A 20,485-nucleotide genomic window follows, 5' to 3' on the forward strand; every position below is an offset into this window, starting at 1 on the left:
CGCAGCATCTTAGGGGTTCGGGCGGATCATGGTGATCCAGGTCGGTTTGCCGTTGCTACTGGCCAGGACGTGCCGGTCCCACTCTTCGGCGCCCTTCGGCGGCGTCTTCTGGCTGAGGGTGGCGACGACGCCGGGAAGCCCTTGAGCCGCCTCGGCGACCGACTCCCCGCGCCGCACGATCCGGACGTCACACCCGGTCAGGAACTGGTGGGCCGGGTTGACGGAGGTCCCCACGAGGGTGCACGGCCGCGTGACCCCGGCGTCGATCATCTTCTGCACGAACGCGGCCTGGAACTGCCGGAGCGGATAGTCCTGCCCCTTCACCCCCTGGAACGCCGTGAACTGGACGACCAGATAGGCGGCCAGCAGGACCGCGAACGGCGGCCGGAACCGCGACATCGTCGCGGCGGCCGGGATCATCAGCAGGGCGTAGGCCGGGAGCAGGAACCGGGGGGCGGCGTAGTCGACCAGGAACAGATAGGGCGCGGCCATCGCCAGCCCCGCCAGCAGCGGGACGGGATGCCGCCGGGCCGACACCAGCGCCAGCGCCGGGAGAGCGAGCCACCAGATCAGCAGGTAGGGCCTCTCCAGCGGGATGTCGCACGGGCGGCAGAAGGCGGGCCCGTTGGCGGCCTTGAACTCGTACCAGAACCCGGGCGCGGGCGCGATCCCGCCCTGCACCTCCCCCGCCGCCGCCCACCGCTGGAGCAGCGACCCGAAGCTCGTGTACGCCTCCACCACCCACGGCACCGACCCCACCACGGCCGCGACGAGGATGGTCGCGGCGGCGGCCCACCTCCGCCAGAGCAGCGCGGCCGGCCCGGCGACCACCCCCAGCCACAGGACGTCGCTCGGCCGCAGCATCGCCACCGAGGCGAACCCGGCCGCCAGGCCCGCATAGGCCCACCCGGACGGCGACTCCCTGACGACCAGCAGCGACCCGATCGCCAGCACCGCGCCGAAGGCGACGTAGAGGTTGGGCATGACCTGCGGGCCGTACCAGAGGGCCACCCAGAGCGTGGCGAACAGCCCGGCGGCCAGCACGAGCGCGGTCGGCTTGAGCAGCCTCGTCCACGGCAGGAACGCCAGGAACAGTCCCCCGGCCGCGAGGATCATCATCCACCAGCGGATCGCCACCGGATCGGTGGTGACCTGCACGATCGGCGCCACCAGCCAGGTCACGCCCCTCGCGCGGGGGGCCGAGAACATGGCGTCGGGCACCCCTGGTGCGACCTGGCTCGTGTAGACGACCTCGTCCCATTCGAGCGTCATGTCCGCCGGGACCAGCAGGGCCTGCAGCGCGAGATATCCCAGCGCGACCAGGCCGAGCAGGGGGACGGGACGGGCAAGCATCGTCTTACCTTGGCGTAAGCGCCGCAAGCTGCGCAAATGGCAAACTGTCCGGATGCGTCAGGTGAGCGCCGTGGTGACCTGCGGCGATACTTTCCATGGCCGATTCGGCCCCGTAGAGATGCCCTCCCCATGGTGGAACGACGTCGCCCCCGTGGTGACCTGGCTCTCCGGGCTGCTCGGGGTGCCTGTTGTGGTCCTGCGCCTGCTCGACGTCGATGGCGGCGCCCTCATGCGCGACGGCCACGTGACCTACCATGCGGAAGCCTTGGAACAGCCGGCCGGTCTTCCGGCCAACGTGCCGATTCACCTCGGGGACGAAGAACCGCTTCGTGCCTCTTGGGCGACCCGCGAAGGACTGCGCGCGGCCCTCGACTGGGCGCTGGCCATCACCGGGCCGAGCGAGATCCGCCAGGTCAAGACGTGGAACCTGGCCGGGCTCTTCCACCTGCCGGGCGGGAACGCCTGGCTGAAGACCACTCCCCCGTTCGCCGCCCCCGAGGCGTCGATCATCGCCGCGCTGGCGGAGGTGGATCCGACGCTGGTCCCGAAGGTGCTGGCGGCCGATCCCGCTCGCGGCCGGATGCTGCTGGAGCACATCCCAGGCGAGGACTGCTGGAAGGCGGGCCCGGATCTGGTGCCGGAAACGGTCCGGCGTTTCGCTCGGGCACAGCAGCGGCTAAGCCTCGGGCTCCAGGGCATCGACGACAGGCCTGCCCCGCACGAGGCGATCGGCGAAGAGCGTGGTCTCCCGCCCGGGCTGATCGATCGGCGGAGCGTTCTCGCCGCCACCCGCCGGCTCCCCCGGATCCCCGGGTCGGACGAGCTGCTGGCCGAGGTTCCCGCCCTGGAAGAGGAGCTGGCGGCCTGCGGGATTCCGTACACGCTGGTTCACGGGGACTTCCACCCCGGCAACTGGCGGGCGGTCCCCGGCGGGGCGGCCGTGGTTCTCGACTTCGCCGACGCGCACGTCGGGCATCCGGCCGCCGACGGGCTGCGGCTGCGGGAGTGGACCGGCGACGCCGAGGCGTGGGTCGAAGCCTGGTCCCTGCCGGGGGCCGACCCGCGCAGGGCGCTGGAGGTCGCCGCGCCGTTGGCGGCGCTCGGGCAGGCCGTGCGGTACCAGGAGTTCCTGGACGGCATCGAGCCCTCCGAACGCCGCTATCACGCCGGCGACCCCGAAGACGCGCTGGGTGAGGCCGTTAAGGCGCTTCGTCGCCTTCGACGCGCATGACGCTGGCCACCGCGCGCACGATGTCGAGCTCGCGCAGGCCCTCGACCGTCGACGACAGCGCCGCGTCGGAGGCCCGGTGGGTGACCAGGACGAGCTGGGCGTCGTCGCCCCGGCCCTCCTGGCGGACGGTCTGGATCGACACGTCGTGGCGGGAGAACATCTCGGCCACGGTCGCGAGCACGCCGGGCTTGTCGGCCACGTCGAGCGACACGTGGTAGCGCGTCACCGTCTCGCCCATGGGGTGGACCGACAGATCGGCGTACACGGACTCGGACGGACCGCGGGTGCCGGCGATGCGGTTGCGCGCGACCGCGACGATGTCGCCCAGGACGGCGGAGGCGGTGGGGGCGCCACCGGCGCCGGCGCCGTAGAACATGAGGCGGCCCGCCGACTCGGCCTCGACGAACACGGCGTTGTAGGCCTCGCGGACCCCGGCCAGCGGGTGGGTGCGCGGGATCATCGCGGGGTGCACCCGGACGCCGATCGACCGGCCGTCGTCGGAGCGGGCGCAGATGGCCAGCAGCTTGATGACGTAGCCCATGGCCTTGGCCGAGGCGACGTCGGAGGCGGAGACCTCGGTGATGCCCTCGCGGTGGACGTCGGCGGCGGTGACCCGGCTGTGGAAGGCGATCCCGGCCAGGATCGCGGCCTTGGCGGCGGCGTCGAAGCCCTCGATGTCGGCGGTCGGGTCGGCCTCGGCGTAGCCGAGCGACTGGGCCTCCTCCAGCGCGTCGGTGAACGAGGCGCCGGTGGAGTCCATCTTGTCGAGGATGTAGTTGGTCGTGCCGTTGACGATGCCGAGCACCCGGTGGACCCGGTCGCCGGCCAGCGACTCGCGTAGCGGGCGGATCAGCGGGATCGCCCCGGCGACGGCGGCCTCGAAGTAGAGGTCGGCCCGGTTGGCGGCGTGGAGGGTCGCGCCGTCTTCGGCGAGCAGGGCCTTGTTGGCCGAGACGATCGACTTGCCCTCGGCCATGGCGGCCAGGATCAGCGCGCGGGCGGGCTCGATGCCGCCGATCACCTCGACGACGATGTCGACGTCGGGGCGGGTGACCAGGGCGTGGGCGTCGGTGGTGAGCAGCGCGGGGTCGAGGTCGACGTCGCGCTTGCGGCTCATCTTGCGGACGGCCACCCCGGCGAGCTCCAGCGGGGCGCCCACCCGGGCGGCCAGGTCGTCGGCCTGCTCGTGAAGCAGGCGGGCGACCTGGGAGCCGACGACACCGCAGCCCAGGAGCGCCACTTTGACGGGTTTACTCACAGCTGCCCCCTGAGCAAATCTTCTTCGGTCTCGCGCGCCACGATGACTCGTGCCTTGCCGCCGGCGACCGCCACGACCGCGGGCTTGGGCAGGTAGTTGTAGTTGCTGGCCAGCGACCGGCAGTAGGCGCCGGTGGCGGCCACCGCGATCAGGTCGCCGGGCACCAGGTCGGCGGGCAGGTAGAGGTCGCGGACCACGATGTCGCCGCTCTCGCAGTGCTTGCCGACCAGCCGCGACAGCATCGGCGCTGCGGTGCTCTCGCGGGAGGCCAGGCGGGCGGTGTAGTCGGCGCCGTAGAGGGCGGTGCGGACGTTGTCGCTCATGCCGCCGTCGACCGAGACGTAGGTGCGCAGACCTTCGACGTCCTTGACCGTGCCGACCTCGTAGAGCGTCACCCCGGCGGTGCCGACGATCGAGCGGCCGGGCTCGACGGTGAGGCGCGGGACCGGCAGGCCCTTGCTCTGGCAGACGGTGGTGACGATCTCGCGCAGCGCGTCGGCGATGACCTTCATGTCGGGCGACTCGTCGCCGTCGACGTAGGGGATGCCGTAGCCGCCGCCGAGGTCGAGCTCGGGCAGCACGACGCCGTGCTCGTCGCGGATCTGCACCAGCAGGGTGGCCAGCCGTCGGGCGGCGACCTCGAATCCGGCGGTGTCGGTGATCTGGGAGCCGATGTGGCTGTGGAGGCCGACGAGCTCCAGCGACGGCATCGCGAGGATGCGGCGGGCCGCCTCGGCGGCGGCGCCGCTGCTCAGCGACAGGCCGAACTTCTGGTCGTCGTGGGCGGTGGCGATGAACTCGTGGGTGTGGGCCTCGACGCCGACCGTGACGCGGATCAGCACCTTGGGCCGCGCGCCGTGCTTCTCGGCCAGGTAGCCGAGGCGGGCGATCTCCTCGAAGGAGTCGACGACGACGTGGCCGACCCCGACCGTGACGGCCTTCTCGAGCTCGGCGATCGACTTGTTGTTGCCGTGCATGGTGATCCGGTCGGGCGGAAAGCCGACACTCAGCGCGACGGCGAGCTCGCCGGCGCTGCACACGTCGAGGCCGAGGCCCTCCTGCATGATCCACCGGGCGACCTCGCGGCACAGGAACGCCTTGCCCGCGTAGTGGACGTCGCCGTCGTGGAAGGCCTGCCGGAAGTCGATGGCGTGGGCCCGGAAGTCGTGCTCGTCGAGGACGTAGAGCGGCGTTCCGAACTCTTTGGCCAGGTCACGGACGTCGAGCCCGCCGATCGTGAGCGATCCCGCGATCCGCTCGGACGTTCGCGGCCAGATGGCCGGATCGATGGAGTTCAGGTCGGCGGGCGCATGGGGAGGACGGTCCTCCGGGAGCACCTCGGCATGCCGGTCACCGGCGGGATGGGCGAATCGACTCACCCGAAGCAGGCTATCCGACTCGGGGTGTCTCCCGAGACAGGTGCTCACGTAGCGAGACGTGACGAAAAGTGGAAATTCGGTCGCGAGAGACCATCTCGCCCGGAAGATCTCCTAGATCCTTTCCGGCAGCCGCTCCGCGCTGATCGCCGCGAGCACGGCGGCGACCGCGTCGCCGGTCGCCACCCGCGCCGCCGACGCGCCCGTGAAATCCGCGTCCCCCCTTGGCAGGGGGTTCGCGGCCTCGAACGCGTCGTGATAGCGCGCGGCGAGGTGCTCGGCGAAGGTCTTCCACTTTCCTTTACGGCTCCGCCCACGACTGGGCAGTTCCGCGAGCAGCCGCACCACGCCCCTCCACTCGGCGGGCAGCGACTCCCACTCGGGGTCGGCGGCCCCCGCCCACCGGCGGGCCCAGCGGGCGCGGGCATGCGCGTAGCGGACCACGAAGCCGGGGTTGGCCCAGGTGCGGGGGAAGTCGGGCCAGGTCTCGGCGGCCAGATTTTCCGGAACCTTGGCGAGTTGGTCCCAGGGATACTCTCCGATGACCAGCTCGCCCCGGACGAGGTAGGTCGCCTCGCTCGCCCAGTCGCCGACCGGGATCATCCGGGGATCCGGCCGACCACGCGGGCGTACATCCGGGTCGGCGCCACCACGGCCGTCAGGAAGCCCGGCAGGGCCGGGAGGTCGACGGCGAAGCGCTGGAGTTCGGTGTAGAGGGCGTCGGCGGTCGGCGGGCGCTGGTCGGGCGACTTCTCCAGCAGCGCCCCGACCAGGTCGGCCAGCCCGGCCGGGATGTCGCGGACCCTCGGCGGGCGCTCCTTGACCTGGCGTTCGTAGACGGCGTAGTCGGTGGGCCCGGTGAAGAGCTGGCGGCCGGTGAGCATCTCGTGCAGCACGCAGCCGAGGGCGTAGAGGTCGCTGCGCGGGTCGGCCACGCCGCGCTTGATCTGCTCGGGGGCCATGTAGGCGGGGGTGCCGAGGATCTGGCCGGTCCGGGTGAACTGGCCGGCGTCGGCCTCGCGCAGGATGGCCAGGCCGAAGTCGAGGACCTTGACCGTGCCGTCGGGGCACAGCATCAGGTTGGTCGGCTTGAGGTCGCGGTGGCAGATCGACAGCGCGTGGGCGGCCGACAGCACGGCGCAGGCCTGCGCGGCGATCGCGGCGGCCCACGGCACGGGCAGCGGCCCGTGCTCGCTGACCACGTCGGCCACGGTGACGCCCTCGATGAACTGCATCACCTGGAAGAGCCGCTGCTCGTGGGTGCCGAAGTCGTAGAGGACCGGGGCGCCCGGGTGGTCGAGCCGGGCCAGGATGCGGGCCTCGCGGATGAACCGGCGTTCCAGCTCCCGATCGGGGCCGCCGGGGGGCCGGAGGAACTTGACCGCCACCTTGCGGTCGAGATGTCTGTCGTGGCCGCCGTAGACGGCGCCCATCCCGCCCTGGCCGAGCGGGAGGTCGTCCAGTTCATAGCGGTCACCGATGACCATGCGGCAACTTTATTGCAGATGTCCGGCCGCTCGACCCGTCTTCCACGCGGCGCTCGTTGAGACGTGAATGTCCCGCTCGCCCCCATGCCGCACCCGTTTCATTGCAGATGTCCGGCCGCTCGACCCGTCTTCCACGCGGCGCTCGTCGAGACGTGAATGTCCCGCTCGCCCCCATGCCGCACCCGTTTCATTGCAGATGTCCGGCCGCCAGACCGTCGAGCGCGAGGCGGATCAGTTCCTGGCCTCTTCTCCCGGCCTCGTGGAGGGCGGTGTCGAGGTCGGCGAGGCGGCGGAAGGAGCGGCCGTATTCGCGCTGCTCGGCCAGGGGCAGCCGGGGGACCTTGGTGCGGCGGGCGTCGAGGCGGCTGGCGCCGCGGGACAGGCTCGAACCCGCACGCAGGAAGCCGGCCAGGAAGTCGGCGTCCAGCCGGGCGGGGTCGACGCGGTAGAGGGTGAGCTGGGGCCCCAGGGCCCAGCCGGACTCCTCGACGACGCGGACCGCGCCGGTCGGGGTGGCGACCACGTCGCCTGGCTCGATCATGACCAGGCCGGCGCCGGGCTCGGTCCAGCCGGTCGGGGGGCCGCCGGCGACGAGGTCGTCGGCGGTCAGCACGGGCTGGTCGCCCGATCCGAGGCGGGCCGCGGAGTGGTGGATCGCCACCGAACCGCCCCGCGCCAGCTCGGCGATGGTCGTCATGGGCGGCTCACGGGGCGGGTCGACCGGGGCGAGGGCGGGCAGCGTGCCGGTCAGGCCGTCGAGGGCGGCGGTGAAGCGGGCGCGGGCGCCCGCGTAGTCGGGCGGCCCGGCGGTGGCGCCGAAGCGCAGCGGGCTGACGTCGACCTCGTCGTCGAGCAGGTCGAGGACGCTCGTGCCGCCCCGGCCGGTCCGCTGGAACTCGCGCCAGGCCGGTTCGACCGAGCCGAGGTCGCCGGCGGCGTCAAAAAGCAGCACCCGCGACGGCGCGCGCTCACCGGGCTCGGGGCGGCGCAGCAGCCAGACGTCGCTGGTCCCGGCCGCGATCACGGCCCGCAGGGCGCCCGCGCGGAGCAGGTTCGACCGGATGCGGCGGCCCGGACGGCGCGCGGCGGCGGCCGGGGGCATCAGGACGGTGACGGTGCCGCCGGGACGGACCCGCGACAGGCAGTGCTGCACCCAGGCCAGTTCCGACTCGCCGCGCGGCGGCAGGCCGAACTCCCAGCGCGGGTCGGCGGTGAGCTCCTCGTAGCCCCAGGTGCGTTCGTTGAAGGGCGGGTCGCAGACGACCGCGTCGGCGCCGCCGGGCAGGCCGTCGGCGCGCAGCGAGTCGCCGGTCAGGACGGTGGCGGCGATCCCGCGCATCCGCAGCCGGGTGGCGGCGATGCGGGCCGCCGACCCCGAGACGTCCTGCCCGCGCGCGGCCTTGGCGGTGAGCAGCAGGGTGCCCAGGCCGCAGGCGGGGTCGAGCAGCACCCCGCCGCCAGACAGGCGCACCATGAGGTCGGCCAGGTCGGGCGGGGTGATCGCGAGCTGGCGCGAGTGGGCCTCGACGTAGCGCTCGCAGAGGAACTCGAAGGCCTCCAGCCGCCCGCGCTCCTCGGCCAGCCCGGCGACCAGCTGGGTGACCTCGCGGGGCAACGCCGAGGGACGCCCTTCGAGGAAATCGCCCGCGGCCGCCACCAGCTCCCCTAGCCTCAGGTCATCGCCGCTGGCCCGGAGGCGCTGCCAGGCCAGATCGGCGGCCGACAGCGAGAACGGCTTGCCGTTGCGGCGCAGCCATTCTTCGACCTCGGTCAGCGAGAACAGCGGGCTGGCGGCGGTGCCGCCGACCGGCTGGGGGAAGTCGTCGTGACGGCGACGCCAGTTGGACACCGCGGCCCGGCCGACGTCGGCGAGGCGGGCGATGTCACCGGCGTTCACGTAAGTCACGTGGTTACTCTACACGAAGCGTCCACTTGTGAAGTGCTTCAACCAATGTTTTACTGTGGACATGAACCACAGCACGCTGGGCCTCCGGTACGCCGCCCGATCCGACGTCGGCCAGCGCCGCCCGGAGAACGAGGACGCGGCCTACGCCAGCCCCCGCCTGCTCGTCGTCGCCGACGGCATGGGCGGCCACAACTACGGCCAGGTGGCCAGCGCGACCGCGATCCGCGTGCTGTCCGGCGCGCACCTGGAAGGCGACCCCGTGGTCGCGCTCGAAGGCGCCATCCAGCAGGCGGCGCAGACCCTGAAGGGCATGGCCGACGCCAACCCGGCGCTCAACGGCATGGGCACCACCCTGACCGCGATGCTGTGGGACGGCAGCGGCTTCGCCCTGGCCCATGTGGGCGACTCGCGCGGCTACATGCTGCGCGACGGCGTGCTCTACCAGATCACCCACGACCACACGCTGGTGCAGTCGCTCGTCGACGACGGCCGGATGACCCCCGAGCAGGCGGCCGAGCACCCGCGCCGGTCGATGCTGATGCGGGCGCTGGAGAGCACCGGCAACGTGAGCCCGGACGTGTCGCACCGCGCCGCCTTCGCGGGCGACCGCTACCTGCTGTGCTCCGACGGCCTGGCGGGCGTGGTCTCGCCCGAGACGCTGCACGAGTTGCTCACCTCCGTCGCCGACCTCGACCAGCTGGTCACGACCCTCGTCGACCTGGCCAACCGGGGCGGCGGCCCCGACAACATCACCTGTGTCGTGGCCGACGTCGTGGCGGGCGGGCACGGCGACGGTCACCCCATCATGGTCGGGTCGGCGTCGGCCGATCAAGAGCTAGATCAGGGCGAGGGGACCGGCGGGGACGTACCCCTCCAGACGAGCTGAGCCGAACAGGCGGCCCTCCGCGCGGGCGCGCACGCACACGTAGGAGAAGCGGTCGCCCGAGTAGACCCGGATCCCGCCGGAACGGCACTGCCGCATCAGCGTCTCGTCCCACTCCTCGCTGAGGTCGGCGATGCCCAGGTCGACCAGCACCGACCGGCGGGACACGATGGTGCCGCCGCCGAGTTCGGGCAGGAAGCGGTATTCGGCGTCGGGCTGGCGCAGCAGGGTCGCCCCGGCCGCGTGGGCGTAGAACGCGGCCTTGCCGACGATCTCGGTCTCGACCTCGGCGAACCGGCGCAGCGAGTCGGCCAGGTAGTGCTCGCCGTAGAGGTCGCGCGGGTCGACGACGGCCACGTAGTCGCCGTCGGCCAGCAGCAGCGCGTGGGCCAGCGCGGCCCCCCGCGTCGACGTCGACGTCGACCGGACCACCAGCTCGGGCAGCACGCCCTTGTTGTAGCCCTCCTCGCGCGCGCCGATCGCCTGCCTAGCCGTCTTCTCGACCACCCCGGCGTCGAGGTTCTCGGCCACCACGACGATCTGGTCGGGCCGCCGGCGCTGGCCAATGATCTGCGTCACCGCCTGGTCGAGCTCCATCTGGTCGCGTACGGCCACCAGCGCCGTCACCACCTGGGTGTTGCGCACGTCGGGCAGGCCGACGGCGGAGAACACCGGCTCCAGGCGGGCGGTGACCGGGACGGTGGCCCGCCAGGCCAGGTGGGCGCGGCGGTCGCGCTCCTGCGGGTCGGCGGCCAGTTCGGCCGCGCCTGTCGCGACGACCGGGGTGCCGCACGCCTCGATCTCGGCGATCTCGCGGTCGCTCGCGTCGGGCCCGGCGACGACCACCTCGATCTTGCGCACGGCGGTCAGGAAGTCGTCGTAGCTCGTCTTGTCGTCGCCCTGGGCGGGCAGCGGGTCGCCGCCCTCGGCGGTGCCGAGCGTGGCCACGCCGCCGGTCCGGCCGCCCTCGGCGCGGAAGGTGTTGTGCACCCGGGGCTGCACGCTGTGCGGCAGCACCAGCACGCGGTCGTGCCGCAGCGCCGCCCGCCACTCGCGGGCCCGCTGCTCGGTGGTGGCCAGCACCAGGTCGAACAGCTCGGCGACCGGGACGGCCTTGCCGAGCGAGCCGCCCGAGTGCCAGAAGACGGTCTTGATCCCGCGCTTCTTGCACGCCTCCACCAGGTCGCGCAGCGCCCGGTCCTGCCCGGCCATCGAGTCGAGCCAGCGCCCGCCGTTGCCCTGGCGCGGCCCGGCGTGCAGCGACTCGACGAACAGCATCGAGGGCCGGTAGGTGTCCAGCATCTTGGCCCAGTTGTCGGGGCCGAAGTTGGTGACCTGACGCCATTCGTACCGGAGCAGGGCCTCGGTGCGCCGGTCGACGATCGCCGCGACCGTCATGTACGGCCGGGTCAGCGGCCCCTTCGGCACGGCGAAGTACTCGGTGAGCGGGGTGGAGAACAGGGGCGCGCGGGGGTCGGGGTCGACCGGCGGGGCCTTGGTCTCGGCCGCCGCGGGCTGGATCGAGGGCTTCTCGACCGGGAAGTCGGTGCGCTTGGGGGCTTTGGCGCTCGGGGCGGAGGCCCGCAGGGAGCGGGCGACCGAGCCGGGCTTCTTGGCCTGGACGGCCTCGCCTATCTTGATCCAGCGGTTGCCCTGCAGCTTGGCGAGCTTCCACTCGGCCACGGCCGTCTGGTACTTCTGCTCGGCCAGTTGCTTGGCGAGCTGGGCGAGCTGGCGTTCGGCCTGTTTCTCGACCGCCTTGCGGGCCGTCTCGGCGTCGCGGGCCCTCGTGAGGGCCTCGGCCTCGGTGCGGGCGGCCTCGTCCAGGCGGGCCTGGTAGTCGGCGAGCAGACGGGCCAGTTCGGCGGCGCCCTCGGCCTTCTCGACCGCCTGTGCCAGCGCCCGCCGCAGGCTCTCCAGCTCACTCATAAACGCCCACTCCTCCAGGTAACGGCGACAGTCACCATATTCTCAGATCATGGTCTACCTGCATCGAAACCGTCATTAAGGCACCAAGAGTCCACCTGACGTCCGTAAACTCGACGCACACCACCGATCGGGGAGGGACCTGAGGTGCGCAAGGGAGAGTGGCCGTCGTTCCGGGCCAGGCCGTACGTCTGTGGCGCCTTCGGGCCGTTCTCCCAGGAGCGGCTCGACCTGCTCGCCCGGTCGGGGCCCCACGTCGAGACGGCCTACGTCACCCGCGACGCCGCCGTGCTGTCATCGGGCCCGCTCACCATGTACGACTCCTCGCCCACCATGGCCGCCTTCTCGTGGGGCGACCGCACCCCGATCGCGGGCGGCGACTGGCTGCACGTGGCCGAGCACTACGAGGCGCCCGGCTTCATCGACGAGCCGTCGTCGGTCACGCTGCACACCGGCGCGTTCGGGCTGATCGACGTCTACTACCTGACCGACGGCGACGCGGTCTACTTCTCGGGCCTGATCGAGCCGCTGCTCGCCCTGGCGCGCAAGCCCTACGTGGTGAACTGGAACGCCTGGGCGGCGATCCTCAAGCTGACGTACCCGCTGCTCGAAGACACCCCCTACGCCGAGGTCAAGCGCCTCCCCGGGGCGACCGCCCTGTCGTGGTCGCGCGACCGGCGGCGGCTGTCGGTCGACAAGCGGGCCCCCCGCTGGGTGCGCGAGGAGCCGTTCGACCACGGGGTGACCGCCCACGACATCGTCAGCCTGCTGCACGAGTCGCTGAAGCCGTACGAGAAGGTCCTGGTGCCCGTCAGCGGCGGCTACGACTCGCGGCTGCTGGCGAGCGTGGCCGTGGCGCAGGGCAAGGACGTCGTCTCGTGGACGACCAGCCCCGACGACGGCCTCGACAACGACATCGACTTCGCCATCGCGGTCACCCGCGAGCTCGGCATCCCCCACCGGGTCATCGAGCAGAACGCGGCCGACTTCCCGGCCGAGGCCCTGTGGGCCGCCCGCAGGCTGGAGTTCCTGACCAGCCACCACGCCTGGTACTCGCCGTTCGCCCGCGAGGTCCACGAGGGCGGCCGTCCCGTGGTCGACGGCCTGGCCGGCGGCCCGCTGATGAAGAACTTCCTGATGTCGGCCGCCGCGGCCGCCACCACCCCGCTGGAGCGCCGCCAGGCGCTGCTGAAGTCGATGACCACCGGCGACGCCCACATCCCGGTGCTCGGCGAGGGCGCGCTGGCCTGGATGGACGACGTCGTCGAGACCACGTTCGCGCAGGCCACCTCGATGCTGAACGGCCACCGCAGCGAACTCGCCCTGAGCGTGCTGCACACCCGCACCGCCCGGGGCATCGCCCGCTCCCCCGTCAACCTCGTCGGCCCCGAGGCCACCCCGGTCTTCCCGTTCCTGCACCCCGGCTTCTTCGACGCCGCCCTGTCGGTCCCGGTCGGCCGCAAGGAGGGCGGGAAGTTCTACCGGGAGATCCTGTGGGCCGCCAACCCCCGGGTCGCATCGCTGCCGTCGACCAACGGCGGCCTGCCGCACCGCCGCGTGCCGCTGCGCTCGGGCTCGGTCTGGGCCCGCGAGTGGAACCACGCCATGCTCCGCCGGGTGGCCCGGGTTCCCGGACTGCTGTCGCCCCAGATGGCCGACGTGGTCGAGGGCGGCCCCGACGCGCTGGCCGCGTTCGGGTCGTGGAACTCCCGCTTCTGGCTGCGCGGGCTGGCGCTCTTCGGCGCCTGGCTCACCGACTACGACGAGGTCCTCGGAGATCTCACCCCTCCGTGGAGCTCTCGTTAGAACACGGGGAGTAGTCGATCGACAACCGACGGAAAGCCCGAAGTAAGGGCTACGTAACCGTTCTTTGTCAGGGGCTACCGGGTGGTACCTTCTCCGGAAGGCCGCGCTGAGCTGCGGACATTCCCTATTTTCATTTTCCGTGGAGCGAGGTCTGATGACTGCGGCTGCGCCCTGCCCTGAACCCGTGTCAGAGCCGATCGAAGAGTTTGAGGTCCAGGACCCCGCCTGGTACAAGAAGGCCGTCTTCTACGAGATCCTCGTACGCGGCTTCAAGGACTCCAACGGCGACGGCACCGGCGACCTGCGCGGTCTGGTCGACAAGCTCGACTACCTCCAATGGCTCGGCGTCGACTGCCTCTGGCTCCTTCCCCTGTACGAGTCCCCGCTCCGCGACGGCGGCTACGACATCAGCGACTACCTCAAGATCCTCCCGGAGTTCGGCGACCTGTCCGACTTCGTGGCCATGATCGAGGCGGCCCACGAGCGCGGCCTGCGCGTCATCACCGACCTGGTGATGAACCACACCAGCGATCGCCACCCCTGGTTCCAGGCCTCCCGCCACGACCCCACGGGCCCCTACGGCGACTTCTACGTCTGGACCGACGACCCCACGACGTACGAGGGCGTGCCGATCATCTTCGTCGGCGCCGAAGAGTCGAACTGGACCTACGACCCGGTCCGCGGCCAGTACTACTGGCACCGCTTCTTCCACCACCAGCCCGACCTCAACTACGACAACCCGGCCGTGCAGGAGGCCATGCTGGAGGTCCTGCGCTTCTGGCTCGACCTCGGCGTCGACGGCTTCCGCCTCGACGCGGTCCCCTACCTGTTCGAGCGCGAGGGCACCCAGTGCTCCGGCCTGCCCGAGACCCACGCCTACCTCAAGCGGGTCCGCGCCGAGGTCGACCGCCTCTACCCCGACCGCGTGCTCCTGGCCGAGGCCAACGGCTGGCCCGAAGACGTCGTCGAGTACTTCGGCGACCCGTCGGTCGGCGGCGACGAGTGCCACATGGCCTTCCACTTCCCGCTCATGCCGCGCATCTTCATGGCCGTACGGCGCGAGTCCCGCGAGCCGATCTCCGAGATCATGTCGCGCACCCCCAAGCTGCCCGAGACGGCCCAGTGGGGCATCTTCCTCCGCAACCACGACGAGCTCACCCTCGAGACGGTCACCGAGGAGGAGCGCGACTACATGCACGCCGAGTACGCCAAGGACCCGCGCATGCGGGCCTACCTCGGCATCCGGCGCCGCCTCGCTCCGCTGCTGGAGAACGACCGCGACCAGATCGAGCTGTTCACCGCCCTGCTGCTGTCGATGCCGGGTTCCCCGGTCATGTACTACGGCGACGAGATCGGCATGGGCGACAACATCTGGCTGGAGGACCGCGACGCCGTCCGGACCCCCATGCAGTGGAGCCCCGACCGCAACGCCGGCTTCTCCAAGGCCGACCCGGGCCGCCTCTACCTGCCGACGGTCATGGACCCGATCTACGGATTCCAGGCCGTCAACGTCGAGGCCCAGCTGAAGAACCCCAGCTCGCTGCTCCACTTCACCCGCCGGATGCTCCAGATCCGCCGCGAGCACCCCGTCTTCGGCACCGGCGAGTACATCGAGCTGTGGTCGCACAACCCCGCCATCCTGGCCTTCCTGCGCGAAGACGGGAACGACCGGGTGCTGTGCGTCAACAACATGTCCCGCCACCCGCAGCCGGTCGAGCTCGACCTGCGCCGGTTCATGGGCATGACCCCCGTCGAATGCCGCGGCGGCGTGCCGTTCCCGGTGATCGGCGACCTGCCCTACCTGCTGACGCTGCCCTCCCACGGCTTCTTCTGGTTCTCGCTCACCGAGCGGGAGGACTAGGCTTTCGCGGCATGGCAGGCCGTCCCTTAAACGAGCTAGTGGAACCGGGGTGGGCGAAGGCCCTCGAACCGGTCGCGGACAAGATCGCCGAGATGGGCGACTTCCTCCGGAATGAGATCGCGGAAGGCAGGCAGTACCTGCCCGCGGGCGAGAACGTCCTGCGGGCCTTCAAGCAGCCCTTCGCCGACGTGCGGGTGCTCATCATGGGTCAGGACCCCTACCCGACCCCCGGGCACCCCATCGGGCTCAGCTTCTCGGTGGCCGAAGACGTCAGGCCGATCCCGGGAAGCCTCCGCAACATCTACACCGAGCTGATGGAGGACCTGGGCCTGCCCAAGCCCTCCAACGGCGACCTGACCCCGTGGACCGAGAACGGGGTCCTGCTCCTCAACCGCGTCCTGACGGTGATGCCGGGCAAGCCGGCCTCCCACCGGGGCAAGGGCTGGGAGGAGGTCACCGAACAGGCCATCAAGGCGCTCGTCGAGCGCGGCGGCCCGCTGGTGGCGATCCTGTGGGGCCGCGACGCGCGCAACCTGCGCCCGATGCTGGGCCAGGTCCCGTGCATCGAGTCGGCCCACCCGAGCCCGCTGTCGGCCCGGAGCGGCTTCTTCGGCTCCAAGCCGTTCAGCAAGGCCAACGAGATGCTGGAGCGGCAGGGCGCGACCCCTGTCGACTGGAAACTCCCTTAGGATCTGCGACCATGAGCGATGTTACGGATACCGCACGCTATCTCCGTCTCACGGTGGATCTCGTGGTTGAAGTCACCGATGTCGGCGCCCTTCAGGCCGCCGCGCTGAAGGAGATCCGCAGCCCGGAGTCCGACCTCGAGGAGTCCGAGCGCCAGGAGCAGATCGACCTGGTGAACGCGGACGAGACGGGCGCCGCCGCCCTGCAGTGGCTGATCGAGCCCGATCACGTGCTCAGCCTCGTCGAGCACATCGACGAGGTCGAGCCGCGTGAGGCGATGCTGGGTGTCGAGCCGTCAGACGGCTCCCTTGAAGACGAAGAAGACGAGCACGACCACGATCACGACCACGTGTGAGCCACCACCTGTCAGACGGGCTCCAGCTTCCGGTGGGGCCCGTCGGGCAGGGTCACCCTGATCTCGTCTCCCGGGCGGATCTCGCCGCCCGTCACCACGACGCTCATGATCCCCGCCTTGCGCACGATCCCGCCGTCGTCGTCGCGGTCGAGCACCGCCTTCATCAGGCCCTGCTGGAACCCGTCGATCTGGACGCACGGGTTGCGCAGCCCCGTCACCTCCACGACCGCCTCCGGGCCGAGGTGCAGCAGCGTGCCGGTGGGCAGGCCGAGCAGGTCGACGCCCCGCGTGGTGACGTTCTCGCCGATCTGGCCGGGCGCCACGGTGAAGCCCCGGCCCGCGAGCTCCTCGAAGAGTTCGGCGTGGATGAGGTGCACCTGGCGCAGGTTGGGGGCGTCGGGGGTGCGGGCCACCCGGCTGCGGTGGCGGACCTTCTCGCCGTAGTGGGCGTCGCCTTCGACGCCGAGCCCGGCGATCAGCCTGATCACGCCCTCGTTGGGCTTGCTGAAGGTGTACTGCGCCGATCTGCTGACCGCTTCGATGGAACCCACCCGGAATCCTCCCCGTGAAGACCGTTACGGGATGATTGTCCCATTCTCTTACTTGTCGAGCATGACGTACACGCCGAGCAGGACGCCGGCGACCACGAGCAGGAAGCAGACGCCGCCCGCGACGCGGCCCACCACCCTGCCGGAGGAGACGCCGATCAGGCCGACCGAGAACAGCGCCGCGATGCCGACGCCGCCGATGAGCGAGGCCACCATGACCCGCCACAGAGCGTCGACGTCGATGTAGCTCATACCGGTGTCCTCACCTGGGTGGGCGTACCCCGTCCGACCCATTCGTCGTTGACGTTCCCGGCGTGCACGGCCGTCTTCCTGGACGCCAGGTAGAGCAGGGCGGCGAAGACCACGGCCGCCACGAAGACCACGATCACGCCCAGCGTGCCGCCGATGAGCTGGGCCGCGCCGAAGGCGAGGGCGCCGACCAGGGCGGCCGCCGGGAGGGTGATCAGCCAGGCGACGCCCATGCGGGCCGCGACGCCCCAGCGCACTTCGGCCAGGCGCTTGCCGAGGCCGGCGCCGATCACCGAGCCGGTGCACACCTGCGTGGTGGAGAGCGGGAAGCCGAAGTGGGTGGAGGTCAGGATGACGGTCGCCGACGACGTCTCGGCCGCGAAGCCCTGCGGGGTCTCGATCTCGGTCAGGCCCTTGCCGAGGGTGCGGATGACCCGCCATCCGCCGACGTAGGTGCCGGCGGCGATGGCGGTGGCGCTGCACACGATCACCCAGAAGGGGGTGCCGGAGTTCTGGGTGATGGTGCCGTTGGCGATCAGGGCGAGGGTGATGATGCCCATCGTCTTCTGGGCGTCGTTGGTGCCGTGGGCGAGCGACACCAGCGAGGCCGAGCCGATCTGACCGATCTTGAAGCCTTTGGTCCGGGTCCTCTCGCCGACCTTCCGGGTCAGGACGTACACGAGATAGGTGCCGACGGTGGCGACGACGATGGCGGCGATCGGGGCGAGCAGGGCCGGGACGATGACGTGGGAGACCAGTCCCTCTCCTTTGACGGCCTTGATGCCCGAGGCGAGCAGGGTGGCGCCGACGACGCCGCCGATCAGCGCGTGCGAGGAGCTCGACGGGATGCCGTAGTACCAGGTGACCAGATTCCAGGCGAGGCCGCCGACGAGGCCGGCGAAGACGACGGTGAGCGTGATCGCCCCGCTGTCGACGATGCCGTTGGCGATCGTGGCCGCCACCTTCAGCGACAGGAACGCGCCGACGAAGTTCAGCACTGCGGAGAGCGCCACCGCGATCTTGGGTTTCAACGCTCCGGTGGCGATCGAGGTGGCCATCGCGTTCGCCGTGTCGTGGAAGCCGTTGGTGAAGTCGAACGAAAGTGCCGTGATGACGACCACGATCAGGAGAACCAGGTCACCGTTCATATTCACTGAGATTAGGGTGCCATGCCCGATCTATGCCTCTGAATAGGTCAATGCCCGATATTTATTTGGGGTCAACCTCGCCAGATCGGTGAGGTGTACCCGAGGACCGGCGAGGGCGCCCGCCACGGCTCGTGCAGGGTGGCCGTCGGGACGTTCGCCAGCTCGGGCACGTAGCGGCGGATGTACTCGCCGTCCTGGTCGAACTTCTTGGCTTGGCGGACCGGGTTGAGCATCCGGTAGGGCCGGGTGTCGTTGCCGGTGCCGGCCACCCACTGCCAGTTGCCGTAGTTGTTGGCCACGTCTCCGTCGAGCAGCAGTTCCTCGAAGTGATCGGCCCCCACACGCCAGTCGATCCGCAGGGTCTTGGTCAGGAACGAGGCGACGATCAGGCGGGCCCGGTTGTGCATCCATCCTTCGGCGATGAGCTGGCGCATCCCGGCGTCGACGATGGGCACGCCGGTCATGCCCTCGCGCCAGGCGTCCTCGACCTCCTTGTCGTGGCGCCATTCACCCCGGCCGGGCCGGTAGTCGTCGTGGTTCATGCGCGGGAAGGCGAAGGTGACCTGGGCGTAGAAGTCGCGCCAGCAGAGTTGGCGGACGAACTCCTCCGAGCCCCCCGACCGGGTGGCCAGCTCCAGCGGCGAGACGCAGCCGAACCGCAGGTAGGGGCTGAGCCGGGAGGTGTGGTCGCCGGCCAGGTCGTCGTGGCCGGCGGCGTAGTCGCCCAGGCAGTGGCGGAGCCAGAGGTCGAGGCGGCGGCGCACCTCGTGTTCGCCGCCGGGCAGGTGGGGCTTGCGCCGGGCCGTGGGGATGTCGCCGGGCCGCACCTCGGGCATGGAGATCGTCTCGGGGGTCTCCACGAGCGGCCGCCAGCGGATCTCCGACCAGGCGCGGTAGAAGGGCGTGAAGACCCGGTAGTGGTCGCCCGTGGCGGGCTTGAGCTTCGCGGGCGGCACGATCGTGACGCCGGGGAAGGTCTGGAAGTCGATGTTCTCCCCCGCGAACCGGCTCTCCCGCCTTCTGGCGCGTGCGGTGACGTCGCCGCTGGCGTAGATCGCGGTGGCGCCGGTCTCCGCCGCGACCCTCATCGTCTCCTCGACCACGTCGCCGCGCCTGACCACGAGGTCGGCGCCCTTCTCCCGGAGGGAACGGCGCAGGTCTTCGAGGCACTCGATGAGGAATCCGGCCCGGCCGCGTGGGGGGATGGCCGGGTCGATCACGAACAGCGGGACCACCTGCCGCGCGTCCTGGCACGCCTGGTGCAGCGCGGGGTGATCGGTGATCCGCAGATCGCGGTTGAAGAGGACAATGATGACTTCCGGCACGACCGTGCTTTCGTGCACGCCACGTGACCGGTTGCATCCAATCGTCGACCACCTTCGAAAGCACGGGTGAGGAGGTAGGGGACTGTGCCGGAACGGGAACCGACGGCCCCGAGCTACGGCATAGGCGCGGTAGCCCGGCGATTCGGCCTGCCCGCCCCCACCCTGCGCACGTGGGACCAGCGCTACGGCCTGGGGCCCAGCCTGCGCACGGCGGGCGGCCACCGGCGCTACACCGAGCTCGACGTGCGCCGGATCGAGGAGATGCACCGCCTGGTGCGGGCGGGCGCGCCGGCGGCCGAGGCGGCGGAGACGGCGCTCAAGATCCTGCGGCTCACGACTCCGGCACGACGCCCGGCCGCCCGGGATCCGCGCGCGGAGCCGGGCCGATCGCCCGCCGGTTGGGACGAGCCCGTCTACTCCGTCACCCAGGTCGCGCGGGCCGCGCTCTCCCTCGACTCCTGGTTCGTCACGGCCGCACTGGAGAACTGGCTGCGCGAACGGGGAGTCGCCGGCACCTGGGACCACCTCGTCATCCCGGTCTTCGCCGCGATCTCGCGCCGCCAGGACGACACCGGCGCAGGGATCGACCTGGAGCACCTGTTCTCCGAACGGGTGCTGGCCGCCCTCGCCCCGCTGGTCGAGCGTCCCGCCGCGCCGGTCCACCCACGCCCGGTCCTGCTGGCCTGCGCCGAGGAGGAGCAGCACAGCCTCCCGCTGTTCGCGCTGGCCGCCGCGCTGACGGTGGAGCACGACGTGGAGTGCCGGGTCATGGGGGCCCGGATGCCCTACGACGCCCTCGCCGACGCCATCCGGCGGCTCGCCCCGGTGGCGGTGTTCCTGTGGTCCCAGCAGGCCGGCACCGGCGACCCGGCGCCGCTGGCCGGGCTGCCCCGGCTCCGTCCCGCGTCCGCCCTCTTCGTGGGCGGGCCCGGGTGGGGTGATCTCCCCGCAGGTGTCGTCCACCTGCGATCTCTTGACGAGGCCATCACGTCGATCTGCGCTGTCCTGCGCTGAGCAGGGCATATTCCCGTCGAACCACTTGCGCCTCACGCCCGAGTGTGAATAGGTTTTGAGTAGGTTCTCGAA

The 20,485-nt window shown here is 71.2% G+C and carries 18 protein-coding genes; 7 read left to right on the plus strand and 11 right to left on the minus strand.

The window, feature by feature from the left end:
- Nucleotides 1–9 precede the first annotated feature (9 nt).
- Complete coding sequence (locus FDA94_RS06985; protein WP_137246196.1) at nt 10–1,353, minus strand: hypothetical protein; 1,344 nt, start codon at nt 1,351–1,353, stop codon at nt 10–12.
- A gap of 118 nt (nt 1,354–1,471) precedes the next feature.
- Between FDA94_RS06985 and FDA94_RS06990 the strand changes: the two genes are divergently transcribed.
- Nucleotides 1,472–2,584 (plus strand): phosphotransferase family protein, encoded by a 1,113-nt coding sequence (locus tag FDA94_RS06990; protein WP_246059598.1) that lies wholly within the window; start codon nt 1,472–1,474, stop codon nt 2,582–2,584.
- On the opposite strand, the gene FDA94_RS06995 is transcribed toward FDA94_RS06990, so the two are convergent.
- The 5 genes from FDA94_RS06995 to FDA94_RS07015 all read right to left on the minus strand — a co-directional run bounded on the left by FDA94_RS06995 (nt 2,553) and on the right by FDA94_RS07015 (nt 8,611).
- Nucleotides 2,553–3,842 carry a homoserine dehydrogenase gene (locus FDA94_RS06995; RefSeq protein WP_246059600.1) on the minus strand — a complete coding sequence of 430 codons (1,290 nt, stop codon included), beginning with the start codon at nt 3,840–3,842 and terminating at the stop codon, nt 2,553–2,555. The two genes, FDA94_RS06990 and FDA94_RS06995, sit on opposite strands and share 32 nt — an antisense overlap.
- Nucleotides 3,839–5,221: a diaminopimelate decarboxylase gene (gene lysA / locus FDA94_RS07000; RefSeq protein ID WP_137246198.1), complete on the minus strand. Its 1,383-nt coding sequence runs from the start codon at nt 5,219–5,221 to the stop codon at nt 3,839–3,841. The genes FDA94_RS06995 and lysA overlap by 4 nt, the downstream gene beginning before the upstream one ends.
- A 111-nt stretch (nt 5,222–5,332) precedes the next feature.
- A complete protein-coding gene (locus FDA94_RS07005; protein ID WP_137246199.1) occupies nt 5,333–5,821 on the minus strand; it encodes a hypothetical protein in 489 nt (162 codons plus the stop codon).
- A complete protein-coding gene (locus FDA94_RS07010; protein WP_137246200.1) occupies nt 5,818–6,705 on the minus strand; it encodes a serine/threonine-protein kinase in 888 nt (295 codons plus the stop codon). Before FDA94_RS07010 ends, FDA94_RS07005 begins: the two co-directional genes overlap by 4 nt.
- Nucleotides 6,706–6,892: 187 nt before the next feature.
- Nucleotides 6,893–8,611 carry an HsdM family class I SAM-dependent methyltransferase gene (locus FDA94_RS07015; RefSeq protein ID WP_137246201.1) on the minus strand — a complete coding sequence of 573 codons (1,719 nt, stop codon included), beginning with the start codon at nt 8,609–8,611 and terminating at the stop codon, nt 6,893–6,895.
- Between the two features lie 61 nt (nt 8,612–8,672).
- Here FDA94_RS07015 and FDA94_RS07020 point away from each other — a divergent pair, with 61 nt between their 5' ends.
- Nucleotides 8,673–9,497: a PP2C family protein-serine/threonine phosphatase gene (locus FDA94_RS07020; RefSeq protein ID WP_137246202.1), complete on the plus strand. Its 825-nt coding sequence runs from the start codon at nt 8,673–8,675 to the stop codon at nt 9,495–9,497.
- Here FDA94_RS07020 and FDA94_RS07025 read toward each other — a convergent pair.
- On the minus strand, nt 9,447–11,423 hold the full coding sequence (locus FDA94_RS07025; RefSeq protein ID WP_137246203.1) for a hypothetical protein: 1,977 nt from the start codon (nt 11,421–11,423) through the stop codon (nt 9,447–9,449). The genes FDA94_RS07020 and FDA94_RS07025 overlap by 51 nt on opposite strands.
- A gap of 144 nt (nt 11,424–11,567) precedes the next feature.
- Here FDA94_RS07025 and FDA94_RS07030 point away from each other — a divergent pair, with 144 nt between their 5' ends.
- The 4 genes from FDA94_RS07030 (at nt 11,568) to FDA94_RS07045 (ending at nt 16,129) form a co-directional block, all read left to right on the plus strand.
- Entirely contained in the window at nt 11,568–13,226 is a 1,659-nt protein-coding gene (locus FDA94_RS07030) for an asparagine synthetase B family protein (RefSeq protein ID WP_137246204.1), read from the plus strand.
- A 154-nt stretch (nt 13,227–13,380) separates the two neighbouring features.
- Nucleotides 13,381–15,087, plus strand: a complete 1,707-nt coding sequence (gene treS, locus FDA94_RS07035) for a maltose alpha-D-glucosyltransferase (protein ID WP_137246205.1) — start codon at nt 13,381–13,383, stop codon at nt 15,085–15,087.
- Nucleotides 15,088–15,098: 11 nt separating this feature from the next.
- On the plus strand, nt 15,099–15,776 hold the full coding sequence (locus tag FDA94_RS07040; protein WP_062335744.1) for a uracil-DNA glycosylase: 678 nt from the start codon (nt 15,099–15,101) through the stop codon (nt 15,774–15,776).
- An 11-nt stretch (nt 15,777–15,787) separates the two neighbouring features.
- Nucleotides 15,788–16,129 (plus strand): hypothetical protein, encoded by a 342-nt coding sequence (locus FDA94_RS07045; protein ID WP_137246206.1) that lies wholly within the window; start codon nt 15,788–15,790, stop codon nt 16,127–16,129.
- Between the two features lie 11 nt (nt 16,130–16,140).
- Here the strand turns inward: FDA94_RS07045 and FDA94_RS07050 are convergent, their stop codons facing one another.
- From FDA94_RS07050 to FDA94_RS07065, 4 genes are all read right to left on the minus strand, one after another.
- Complete coding sequence (locus tag FDA94_RS07050; RefSeq protein ID WP_137246207.1) at nt 16,141–16,680, minus strand: MOSC domain-containing protein; 540 nt, start codon at nt 16,678–16,680, stop codon at nt 16,141–16,143.
- A 48-nt stretch (nt 16,681–16,728) separates the two neighbouring features.
- Entirely contained in the window at nt 16,729–16,929 is a 201-nt protein-coding gene (locus FDA94_RS07055; protein ID WP_137246208.1) for a hypothetical protein, read from the minus strand.
- Nucleotides 16,926–18,074, minus strand: a complete 1,149-nt coding sequence (locus FDA94_RS07060) for an inorganic phosphate transporter (RefSeq protein ID WP_137246209.1) — start codon at nt 18,072–18,074, stop codon at nt 16,926–16,928. The genes FDA94_RS07055 and FDA94_RS07060 overlap by 4 nt, the downstream gene beginning before the upstream one ends.
- Nucleotides 18,075–18,145: 71 nt before the next feature.
- Nucleotides 18,146–19,417 (minus strand): cryptochrome/photolyase family protein, encoded by a 1,272-nt coding sequence (locus FDA94_RS07065; protein WP_246059604.1) that lies wholly within the window; start codon nt 19,415–19,417, stop codon nt 18,146–18,148.
- A gap of 66 nt (nt 19,418–19,483) precedes the next feature.
- Between FDA94_RS07065 and FDA94_RS07070 the strand changes: the two genes are divergently transcribed.
- A complete protein-coding gene (locus tag FDA94_RS07070; protein ID WP_137246210.1) occupies nt 19,484–20,413 on the plus strand; it encodes a MerR family transcriptional regulator in 930 nt (309 codons plus the stop codon).
- The last annotated feature ends 72 nt before the right edge of the window (nt 20,414–20,485 follow it).

This window comes from Herbidospora galbida (genome assembly GCF_005233835.1).
Lineage (GTDB): Bacteria > Actinomycetota > Actinomycetes > Streptosporangiales > Streptosporangiaceae > Herbidospora > Herbidospora galbida.

Bases quoted from the DNA above. Each gene is read 5' to 3' on its own strand.
- FDA94_RS06985 (WP_137246196.1), bottom strand. From the start codon at position 1,353: ATGCTTGCCCGTCCCGTCCCCCTGCTCGGCCTGGTCGCGCTGGGATAT.
- FDA94_RS06990 (WP_246059598.1), top strand. From the start codon at position 1,472: ATGCCCTCCCCATGGTGGAACGACGTCGCCCCCGTGGTGACCTGGCTC.
- FDA94_RS07005 (WP_137246199.1), bottom strand. From the start codon at position 5,821: ATGATCCCGGTCGGCGACTGGGCGAGCGAGGCGACCTACCTCGTCCGG.
- FDA94_RS07010 (WP_137246200.1), bottom strand. From the start codon at position 6,705: ATGGTCATCGGTGACCGCTATGAACTGGACGACCTCCCGCTCGGCCAG.
- FDA94_RS07020 (WP_137246202.1), top strand. From the start codon at position 8,673: ATGAACCACAGCACGCTGGGCCTCCGGTACGCCGCCCGATCCGACGTC.
- FDA94_RS07025 (WP_137246203.1), bottom strand. From the start codon at position 11,423: ATGAGTGAGCTGGAGAGCCTGCGGCGGGCGCTGGCACAGGCGGTCGAG.
- treS (WP_137246205.1), top strand. From the start codon at position 13,381: ATGACTGCGGCTGCGCCCTGCCCTGAACCCGTGTCAGAGCCGATCGAA.
- FDA94_RS07040 (WP_062335744.1), top strand. From the start codon at position 15,099: ATGGCAGGCCGTCCCTTAAACGAGCTAGTGGAACCGGGGTGGGCGAAG.
- FDA94_RS07045 (WP_137246206.1), top strand. From the start codon at position 15,788: ATGAGCGATGTTACGGATACCGCACGCTATCTCCGTCTCACGGTGGAT.
- FDA94_RS07055 (WP_137246208.1), bottom strand. From the start codon at position 16,929: ATGAGCTACATCGACGTCGACGCTCTGTGGCGGGTCATGGTGGCCTCG.
- FDA94_RS07060 (WP_137246209.1), bottom strand. From the start codon at position 18,074: ATGAACGGTGACCTGGTTCTCCTGATCGTGGTCGTCATCACGGCACTT.